We start from the raw sequence: 9,435 nt of genomic DNA, 5'->3' as shown, positions 1-9,435 counted from the left end.
TATACGCCCATCTCGTTGTTCTGCTCGCTGGCTTCATAGAAGTTGAGCGAGGTGAGCACGAGCCCACTCTCGTTCACGAAGCACTTGGCGTGCAGCTTCGCGTCGTCGTAGATCGAGAGGTTCCGGTACTCCGCGAGGGCCGCCTTCTGCTTCTCTGCCAGCGACCCCACACGGCAGACGAGGCGGATCTCGATGTCCTGTTCGTCCGCGTCACGGAGCCTTCGGGCGAAGTCGTCGGAGACCTGGACGAAGGGGGTGATGATGGTGAGCCGTCGTCTCGCCCGCTGGATCACGTTCTCGATCTCGAAGAGGGAGCCTTTGGTCGTGAGGAAGCGGGCCACGGGCGAAGCAAGGTCATGGGGCCTTCGTATCGGAGGCGCCCCCTAACCGCTTAACACCCCGCTCAGACCTCCCGGTCCACCTCGTCCACAAACCGCGAGGCCGGAACGCCCAACGCCCGCGACAACCTCAGGAGCGTCGTGAGCGTCGGTTGTTTGAGGCCACGCTCCAGGAATGACACGAACGTCCGGTGGATGTCAGCAGCTTCAGCTAAGGCCTCTTGGCTCATCCCCTTCTCACGGCGGGCACGGAGGAGCGACCGCCCGAAGGCGGAGGCCGCATCCTCCTGTTTGATCGGGGCTCCTGTCACCTCACCAAGCTGAGGGGGAGTCCTGTTGTCGGCTACATACTGAAGTATGCGTTTGTAGCCGATGGTATGCGGGACCCGCCCGCCCCGCCCGTGCTCCGATCTTTTGCCTCGCTCGTCCTCATAGGCCTCCCCGCCCTCGCCTCCGCCCAATCGGAGCTTGGGCCTCACGAGCTAGAGCCCACGTACCCGAACGCCGGGGCCATCGCCACTGAACCCACAGGGGCCGGGCAAGCTGGACTCCAGTACAACCCGACGACCCGAGGGTTGGCCCGACAGAACCTAGAAGCCACAGACCCCGCTCTCGCTGCGGCCCTCGCCTTCGTCCAGGCGAACCCCGACCTCGGGTACACGATGGACACCCCGCTGGATGTCATCTTCGCGGAGATGGACCGCCAGATCGGGGAGCACCAAGCGGAGGCCGTGCGGGGCACGTCGTACCCAATGAGCCGCCGGTACAACCCGGCCGCGTTCTACGCCCAGACCGACGACGACCTCACGACACAGGTCCGCAAGGACTACGGGGACGAACTCACAGAGCGGTACGGTCCCTACCCCTCAGACGCGACCGTCATCCAGTGGGCGGAGGATCGCGCCCTCGACCTGTTCCGAACGCGAGCGGAGGACCCGTTGCCGACCAGGGTTCAAGCCGCCCTCGACGCCGCGACGGCGACGACCTCGGGAGCCCCCGGGGCGGAGCCTACGGCGGACCTTCAGGCCCTCGGGCTCCTCCCATTGGTGCCGTCTCTTGCCGTATTCGTCCGGCATGTGGAGACCATGCAGGGCAACCCGGACCTCTACACCGACCCAGACCGGGCCGCCCTCGCCTACGCCGCCGGGGTCTACCGCACCGAGGCCCTAGAGTCCGGGGACCTGCTCGCGGGCATCCAGGGGCTCCTAGACCAGTCGCCCCGGCAGGTCGAAGAGCGGAGGCACCAGATCCTGGTAATCGTTCTGGGCGTGGCGTTCGCGCTCGGCCTGACGGGTGCCCTGTGGGGCGTTGCAGTGGCGGTCCGTCGTTGGCGAGTCCGACGCGGGGCGCCCGCTCTGACCCTGCGGTGAGGCCTCGTTTTTGGCGGGCCTCGTCTCCCGGCCCTCTCTGTATTACATGTCCAGGGTACCGGAGTCCCAATAGGTCCCCCCACACGTTGGGTCATACCCCCCCTTCGAGGGCGTCGCCTCGGCGGATTGCCCTCATGGCCGGGCCGATTCCTTCCGCTCTGTGGTCCGCTTCCCTCTAGTACTCCTGCTCTCTCGAAACGTGCCATTCCGGGGAGGTATCAGGCGAATCAGACCGAGGGCACCGGGTCTGCCATAGGTTGGAGTCCCAAGCATCAGCCGCCCTTTCGGCCCTTGATGCCGTTCCTTCCTTCATTGGCTTCTCTCCCCTTCACGCCGGAAATGGGCCGTCATAGGCCCAGCCAGGGTGTGACCTTGACTGTGACCTCAGGTGTGACCTCGCTCCGCAGAGGGCGTGTTCGCGATCCGGGCGGTCCAGGTCCTCGGGCTGCAAAAGGAGCGTCCTGACGCGCCCCGCCCCTAGATGAACACCAGCCCGAGCCCGCCGACGGCGAAGCAGTAGTACGCGAAGTACTGGAGCGACTGCCGCTGCACGAGCACCTGGACCGCTCGGATCGCGAACACGCCCGACACGAACGCGACGAGCGTTCCGACCGCGAGCGGCACCACGCCGGTCGTCATCCCGACCTCGAGCATGTCGAGCGTCTTGAGCAGCGTCGCGCCGAGCACGACGGGGAGCAGCATGAGGAACGAGAAGTCGGCGGCCTCCTTCCGGTCCACGTTGAGGTAGATGGCCGTGCAGATCGTCGAGCCGCTCCGCGAGATGCCGGGGATGAGCGCGCACGTCTGCGCGATGCCGACGAGAACCGCCTTCCCCGGCGAGAGCATGCCGTCGGGGTCGGGCCGGAGCCGCGTGAGCAGCAGCAGGACGCCGGTCACGATGAGCGCGCCGCACACGAACCGGGGGTCACCGAAAAGCGCCTCGAGCGGCTCCTCGAACAGGAGGTAGCCGATGAACGTCGGCACCATCGTGACGAGGACGTAGAGCGCGAGGCGGAGCGACGGGACCGGCCCGCCCGAGGCCTCGGGCGCGTCGTAGCTCAGCTCGTCGCCGCGGGCGCGCTCGATCCGCCCCGCCTGGAATGCCTCGGCCCACAGGGCGGGGCGGGCGAGCGCGCCGACGGCGTCGCGGAGGATGCGCCCGATCCGCGCCCGGTAGACGGTCAGGATCGAGAGCGCCGTCCCGAAGTGGACGAACACCTCGAACGTGATGTCGCCCGCGCCCGCCGTGTCGAGGCCGAGCACGTACTCGCCGAGCACGAGGTGGCCGGACGAGGAGATCGGAAGGAACTCGGCGAGCCCCTGGACGAGGCCGAGAACGGCAGCTTGCCACCAGGACATGAGCGAGCAGACCCTTGCGGGCGGGGTGGGGGACGGACCGCCAAGCTACTCGGCAGGTGAACAACGCACCGCCGGTCGCAGGGTCTTCGCCGGGCAGCGGGCAGAGTGCCCCCACCCCGCCCGCGCCACGGGCGGGGCGGCCACGGGCGGGGCGGTGCCTGTTCGGCCGCCCCGCCCTCGTCACAACCACCTCGCCCTTTGGGTCCTAACCCCTTTTGGTTGCGCCGACGCTACGCGGTGGCCAGGAGGGGGACTGCCGCCGCCTCGGGTCCACCTCCACGTTGACTGGGCCGCCCCGCCCGCGTCGGACACGACGAGTCGTGTCCCTACAGGTGCCCGTCGTCGGGCGGGGCGGCTGCACGACCGCCCCGCCCCCGAGGGCCACCGCCGGTCACCCCTACGAGACCGTCCACGGGCGGGGCGGAACAAAATGGGCACCACTCCGCCCGCGCTCCCCTTTCCCCTTTCCCCTTTCCCCTTTCCCCTTTCCCCTTTCCCCTTTCCCCCTTTCACGGCCGCGCCGGCGTCACGTCGAGGACGTCTTCGCGGTCAACGCGGACGAGGCCCGGCGGGCCGCCCTTGACCGGGCGCACGTACTTCCGCTCCGTCACCGTGACGGGCACGACCGTCTGCGTCTTGGCCGTCGAGAACCACGCCGCGAGCCGAGCCGCCGCGCGGATCGTCGCCGGCGGCACCTCGGTCGACCGCCCCGCCCGGCGCACGACGACGTGGCTGCCAGGGACGCCGCGCGCGTGGAGCCACAGGTCGTGCGGGCTGGCCACGCGCGTCGTGAGGTGCGCGTTGCCGCGCGCGTGCTTGCCGACGAGCGCCTCGAACCCGCCCGGCAGCGGGACCCGCCGGAACGGCTCGGCCGGCTCCCCGCCGCCGCCTTGCGTTCCGCCCCGCCCGGCGAACGGCGCGAGCGCGGCGGCCTCGCTGGACAGGAACGCTTCGAGGTCGGGCACGCGGTCGAGGGCGCGGAGCCGGTCGAGGAGATCGCCCGAGGCGTCGGCCTCGGCCTGGACGTCGGCCCACCTCGATTCGGCCTCGTCGCGGGCGCGGCGCGTGCGGCGGGCCTTGTCGTAGTAGCGCTCGGCGTTCTCGACGGCCGAGAGCGCCGGGTCCAGCGGGATCTCGACCGGCTCGCCCGCCCCGCCCACGATGTCCGGGAGCGTGGCGGCCTCGCGGCCCGGCCCGTCGCCGGCCGCCTGCGCCATGAGCAGGTGGCCCCACGTTTCGTAGCGGTCGGCGCGGCTGGGCTGCGACAGCTCCTCCAGCATGGCGTCCGCGCTGCGTGCGCGGCGGCCGTGCGCCCGCTCCAGCGCCGCCGCGACGGGTCGGTAGAGCGCCTGAAACCGCCGCTGCCCGAGCGCCCGCTTGGCGTAGACGCGCGCGGCCGCGTCGGCCGTCTCGAACGGCTCGGCCCGCCACCCCGCCCCGACATGCGCGGGCGGGGCGGGGAGGAGCGCCTCGGCCAGATCGCCCCGCCACAGGACCGTCGGGCGGGGCGGTTCGACCTCGGCGCGGACGGCGGCGAGCGCCTCGGCCAGCCGCTCCACCTCGCCGTCCGCGAGGTCGGCGGGCGGGGCGGACGGGTCGAGGCCGGCGCGGCGCGCGGCGTCGGCGGCGAGGGCGGGCGGGAGGAGCGGGGCGGCCCGGCGCGCGGCCTGCTCGACCGTCTTGCGGTCCGCCCGCCACCGGGCGCGGACGGCCTCGGGCGTGGTCGGGTCCGGCGCAGCGCGTGGGGCCTGAGCCTCCTCGCCCTCCCAGTCCGTCGCATGGAGGAAGGCGTCGCGGACGCGCCCGTTCTCTATCCAGAGCACGGTCGGTCGGCTCCCGAACAGGAGCACCTGGAGCGCCGCCCCGCCCTCGGTCTCGAACACGACGTGCCGGTCGAGGTGCGCCGTGCGGACGCCGGCGACGACGGCGCCGTCCAGGTCAGGGAACACGTCGGCCGTGTTCCGGCGCTGCCGCCCGCCGCCCTCGGTCTGGAAAAGGAGCGGGAGCGCCGGGTCACAGACGACGCGGACCGTCCGCCGGTCGCCGCCGCGCTCCAGCCCGAGGCTCAGCTCGTTCGGGCTCTGCGTCCAGGCCGCGTCGAGGCGCCACCCCGCCAGGGCGGCGTCCCACTCATGGGCGAGAGCGCGGAGGGTGAAGTAGTCCACGCCGCAAGATCGCCCGCGGCGAGCGCGGGCGGGCGGGGCGGCTAGGGCGCCGTGTCCGCCTCGCCGTGGTCGCCTGGGTGGACGGCGGCGCACCCCGCGCCGGCGCCCGGCGCGAGCGGGGCGTCGAGCCGCACCGCCCCGCCCTCAGCCACCGTCACCGCGTAGTCTGTCATGTGGTAGGTGAAGGCTCCGGCGCGGACGGCGTGCTCGCCGGGCGGCACGTCGGCGATCGCGTAGCGGCCCTCGCGGTCCGTCATCGCCCCGATCCCGAGGGCGGGAATCACCACACCGGCACCGGCGACGGGCTGCCCCGTCTCGGCGTTCGTCACGACGCCCTCGACCGTCCCGCCTGCGACGACGCCGGGAGCGGGCGGGGCGGAGCCGTCCGACTGCGCGGCGGCCGGGGCCGCGAGAATCAGAAAGAGAGCGAGGGCGGGGAGGACGCGCATGGCCGGTGGAGGAGCGGGGGCAGCAGTCTACGCCGAACGGGCGGGGCGGCGCCCTCGTGTGAACGCCCGCCCTCACGCGCTGGAGCGTGCGGCTGGGCGGGGCGGCTCCCTACGTGTCTTCCCGGCGGGCGTGCTCGGCGAGAAGGGCCGCCGCGAGCGGCACGGCGCGGGCGACGTAGTGCGCGCGGAGACGCCGCTGCTGCGGGCCGTCCAGGTCAGCGTGGCCGCCCCGCCCGAGGCGGTCGGCGCGGGCGTGGTAGAGGGCGAGGGCCGCGGCGACGGACACGTTGTAGCTCTGGACGAACCCGTCGAGCGGGAGCAGCAGCGCGGCGTCGGCGGCGTCGAGCATGGCCGGACTCGCGCCCGCGTGCTCGTTCCCGACCACGAGCGCCGTCGGCCGCGAAAAGTCCCACGCGTCGATGGGCAGCGCGTCGCCGCGAAGGGCCGTGACCGCCACACGCCCGCCCCGCCCGTGGACCCAGGCGACGTAGGCGGCCGGGTCGCTCCACGACCGGACCTCGACCCACTTGTCGGCGCCCTGGCTCGAGCGGCGGGCTGCGCGGCGGTCCTCGACCGTCGGCTCGTCGCCGGCCTCGACTTGGGCCGCGAGCGCGGCGGCCTCGCCCTCCAGCCCGACCACGTGAGCGGCCCCGAACCCCAACCCCTCGGCGCTCCGCAAGACGGCGTTCACGTTGCCCGGGTCGACCAGCCCTTCGAGAACGGGCACGACTCCGAACGCACGCGCGGCGGCCACGGCCGCGATCCGCGCGCGCCGCTCGTCCGTGAGGTACGGGTCCAGAGTGCGGAGGACGGTCTCGGCCGGGTACGCCGCCCCGCCCACGCGGACCGTGTCGGCGAGGTCGAAAAAGGGCGGGGTGGAGGAACGCGCGGGAATGGGACCGAGGGAATAAGGAAGGGGAAGCAGGAGCCGCTGGGCCGGGTCAACTCAGCGAGGGCGGGGCGGTGATCCCCGCGCGCTCGGTTTCGTACGGGTCTCCGCCCTCTATCCCATACCCCATGCATCTCCACGACACCGCCGCCGTCGTCACCGGCGCCAGCCGGGGCATCGGCCTCGCCACCGCCCGCCTCCTCGCCGACGCCGGCGCCCACGTTTACGGCCTCGCTCGGTCTACGGATGACCTGGAGCAGATCTCGCAGACGCTCGGCGACCGCTTTTCCCCCGTCGTCTGCGACGTGACCGACGCCGAGGCCGTCCGGCGCGCCATCGACGGCGCAGCCGAGGACGCCGGCCGCCTCGACGTGCTCGTCAACAACGCCGGCCTCGGCCGCTTCGGCGACGTCGACGCGCTCGCGGTCGACGACTGGCAGGTCCAGATCGACACGAACCTCTCGGGCGTCTTCTACTGCACGCGCGCGGCCGTTCCCCACATGAAGCGGCAAGGCGAGGAGCGGGGCCGGGACGAGACGGCCGGCTTCGTCGTCAACGTGGCGTCCATCGCCGGGCTCATCGGCAACCCGCAACTGAGCGCGTACAACGCGAGCAAGCACGGCCTCCGCGGCTTCTCGGACGCCATCATGAAGGAGCTCCGTCCGCACGGGATCAAGGTGAGCTGCCTCTATCCCGGCTCCGTCGACACGGCCTTCGGCGGCGACGACAAGGACCCAAACCCCGACGCGATGAGCCCCGAATCGATTGCGGCGACGGTGCTCCACGTCCTCCAGGCGCCCCACAGCACGCTGATCTCCGAGGTGGTCCTGCGTCCGATGGTCGGGCGCAAGTAGACGGCGGGGGCGTCCGCCCCGCCCGCAGCGACCGCACCACGAACCGCCCCGCCCTCATCTCTGGGGGCGGGGCGGTTTTGTGTAGGCGCCGCCGAGGAACGACCGCGCGGAAGAGCCCACCGCCCCGCCCAGCAACGGCGCCGCGGGCGGGGCGGCGACACGGGCCTGCGCTGCGCGCCCTCTCCGCCCCGCCCACTCCCGACGAGCAGACACACGGGCCACTCCGGGCGGGGCGGTCTGCGACGTCGATCCGCGCGGAGCGCGCGGGCGGCGAGGCTCCTCCAACGCGAAGAGGGCGGCCTGCCGGGTGGCAGGCCGCCCTCCTGTCGGAGCACGGGCTCAGGCTAGGCCGAGGCCTAGCGAGTCACGTCCGATTTAGAACCCGGCGCAGGACGACGGGATCGAGTCGGCGCGACGGGCGCGGCTGTCGCCAGGCCCAACGTCCTCCTTCGGGTTCGCGTCCGGATCGACGCCACGGCCCACGGCGCGGAGACGGTCGGTATCGACCCCCTGAGCGACGTAGTAGGCGAGGACCGCGTCAGCGCGAGCCTGCGAGATCCGCATCGCATCGCCCTCCTGACCGTCGGAGTAGGCGTTGATGGTGACGCAGATCTCCGGGCAGCGACGGAGGATCTCGATGTTCTCATCGAGCCGCTCACGGGCGTCGGCCGACAGCGTGGACTCGCTGTAACCGAAGAACACCGGGTTGAGCTCGGTGATGTTGGAGCAGTACGCGTCGCCGACGGTCACCGGGATGGTGCAGACGTCGGTGCCGTACTGGTTGGTCGCCGTGATGGTGACCGTGTACGAGCCGGTGTCAGCGTAGGCGTGGCGGGCCGGGAGGGCCGTCGCCGTGGTGCCGTCACCGAAATCGACCAGAACGTCGTCGGCGTCCGTCGCCGTCGCGTCGACCGTCACCTCCTCGCCAGCGTTGACCTGGCTCGGCGTGGCGCGGCAACCCGCGAGCGTCGGCGGGATCGGGGGCTCGACGACCGTCACGAGGCAGGACTCCGAGTCCTCACCGCCGCGGTTCATCGTCATCGCCGTCACGGTGTACGTGCCGGGCGCGTTGTAGGCGTGCGAGGCCGTCATGCCGGACCCGCTCGTCCCGTCGCCCCACTGCCACGTCGTCGTGACGGGCATCGTGGCGTCCTCGTTCGTCATGACCATGAACGAGCCGGTCTGGCCCGTCGTCAGCTCACCCGGGCACTGGAGGCTCTCGATCTCGGCGGCCGTGAACGGCGCCTTGAACGCGAACTTGAACCCACCACCGAGGGTGTTGATGATGTCGAAGTCAGCGTTGTCAGCCTGGACGCCGAACGCACCCGGATCGGCACCGTCGAGGGCCACGTCCGGGAACACGAGCGTCGCCTGGTCGGCGATGAACAGCGAGAGCCGCGGCGAGAGCGCGATGTCGAAGCCGAGGCCGACCACCGGGCCGTACCCGATAACGTCCTCATCAGCGTTCCCTGCGTTCCGCTCGTTCTCCGTGCCCTGACCCCAAACGACCGCGCCGCCGAGCTCGACGAACGGCGAAACGCGTGCGGTCGCGAACGGCATGTAGCGGAAGAGGGCCTGGAGCTGAATCGCGTCCTTGCCATCGTTGAACGTCCGGCCCGGGTTCTGGAAATCGTCGTCGAGAGTCGGCACGCTCTGGTAGAGACCGGCGATTCCGAACGAGAGGTTGTCGCTGAACAGGTAGCCGAGCTCACCGCCGACGCTGTAGCCGAGATCTTCAAAGGCATCGAACGGCTGAAGCTCAGAGCCGCTCGGGTCGTCGGGAGGGTTGCCGTCAATGTCGCCGTAGTACGTAGCCACGCCTCCACGGAGGAGGATGTAGACGGAGTTGCTGGGGCGGACGACCTGGGCCTGCGCGACACTCGCGTACAGGGAGGCCATTCCGAAGAGGAGGAGGGCAGAGAGACGCAAGGACATGGTCTTCTCCAGTCTAAACTGGCTCATGGAGAGGGGGTGGGGGGTGATGGGGGGGGGACCTGTGACCGGAGTCAGC

Annotated in this window: 9 protein-coding genes; 2 read left to right on the top strand and 7 right to left on the bottom strand. The window is 71.6% G+C overall.

All coding sequences use genetic code 11. The annotated features are described in order from the left end of the window. Both RM540_RS01500 and RM540_RS01495 read right to left on the bottom strand, forming a co-directional pair. A partial coding sequence (locus RM540_RS01500) for a phospholipase D-like domain-containing protein (RefSeq protein ID WP_311661486.1) occupies positions 1-341 on the bottom strand: 341 nt, incomplete at its 3' end. Positions 342-403: 62 nt separating this feature from the next. After that, on the bottom strand, positions 404-817 hold the full coding sequence (locus RM540_RS01495) for a helix-turn-helix domain-containing protein (RefSeq protein WP_311661484.1): 414 nt from the start codon (positions 815-817) through the stop codon (positions 404-406). Positions 818-1,000: 183 nt separating this feature from the next. On the opposite strand from RM540_RS01495, the gene RM540_RS01490 reads away from it, so the two are divergent. Beyond that, positions 1,001-1,708: a hypothetical protein gene (locus tag RM540_RS01490; protein ID WP_311661482.1), complete on the top strand. Its 708-nt coding sequence runs from the start codon at positions 1,001-1,003 to the stop codon at positions 1,706-1,708. A 477-nt stretch (positions 1,709-2,185) separates the two neighbouring features. Here the strand turns inward: RM540_RS01490 and RM540_RS01485 are convergent, their stop codons facing one another. From RM540_RS01485 to RM540_RS01470, 4 genes are all read right to left on the bottom strand, one after another. Next, entirely contained in the window at positions 2,186-3,067 is an 882-nt protein-coding gene (locus RM540_RS01485) for an undecaprenyl-diphosphate phosphatase (protein ID WP_311661480.1), read from the bottom strand. Positions 3,068-3,576: 509 nt separating this feature from the next. After that, the gene (locus RM540_RS01480) at positions 3,577-5,232 is read right to left on the bottom strand and encodes an NFACT family protein (RefSeq protein ID WP_311661478.1); all 1,656 of its coding nucleotides are present in this window, start codon (positions 5,230-5,232) and stop codon (positions 3,577-3,579) included. A gap of 41 nt (positions 5,233-5,273) precedes the next feature. Continuing rightward, positions 5,274-5,681 carry a carboxypeptidase regulatory-like domain-containing protein gene (locus tag RM540_RS01475; protein WP_311661476.1) on the bottom strand — a complete coding sequence of 136 codons (408 nt, stop codon included), beginning with the start codon at positions 5,679-5,681 and terminating at the stop codon, positions 5,274-5,276. Positions 5,682-5,790: 109 nt separating this feature from the next. Then, positions 5,791-6,522: a TrmH family RNA methyltransferase gene (locus RM540_RS01470; RefSeq protein ID WP_311661474.1), complete on the bottom strand. Its 732-nt coding sequence runs from the start codon at positions 6,520-6,522 to the stop codon at positions 5,791-5,793. A gap of 176 nt (positions 6,523-6,698) precedes the next feature. Here RM540_RS01470 and RM540_RS01465 point away from each other — a divergent pair, with 176 nt between their 5' ends. Then, positions 6,699-7,424, top strand: a complete 726-nt coding sequence (locus tag RM540_RS01465; protein ID WP_311661473.1) for an SDR family oxidoreductase — start codon at positions 6,699-6,701, stop codon at positions 7,422-7,424. A 375-nt stretch (positions 7,425-7,799) separates the two neighbouring features. On the opposite strand, the gene RM540_RS01460 is transcribed toward RM540_RS01465, so the two are convergent. Further along, the gene (locus RM540_RS01460) at positions 7,800-9,386 is read right to left on the bottom strand and encodes a PKD domain-containing protein (protein WP_311661471.1); all 1,587 of its coding nucleotides are present in this window, start codon (positions 9,384-9,386) and stop codon (positions 7,800-7,802) included. Between the last annotated feature and the right edge of the window lie 49 nt (positions 9,387-9,435).

This window comes from Rubrivirga litoralis (assembly GCF_031846415.1).
Classification (GTDB): Bacteria; Bacteroidota; Rhodothermia; order Rhodothermales; family Rubricoccaceae; genus Rubrivirga; species Rubrivirga litoralis.
Note: the sequence above shows the minus strand (reverse complement) of the source record. Positions and strands in the feature narration are given on the sequence as shown.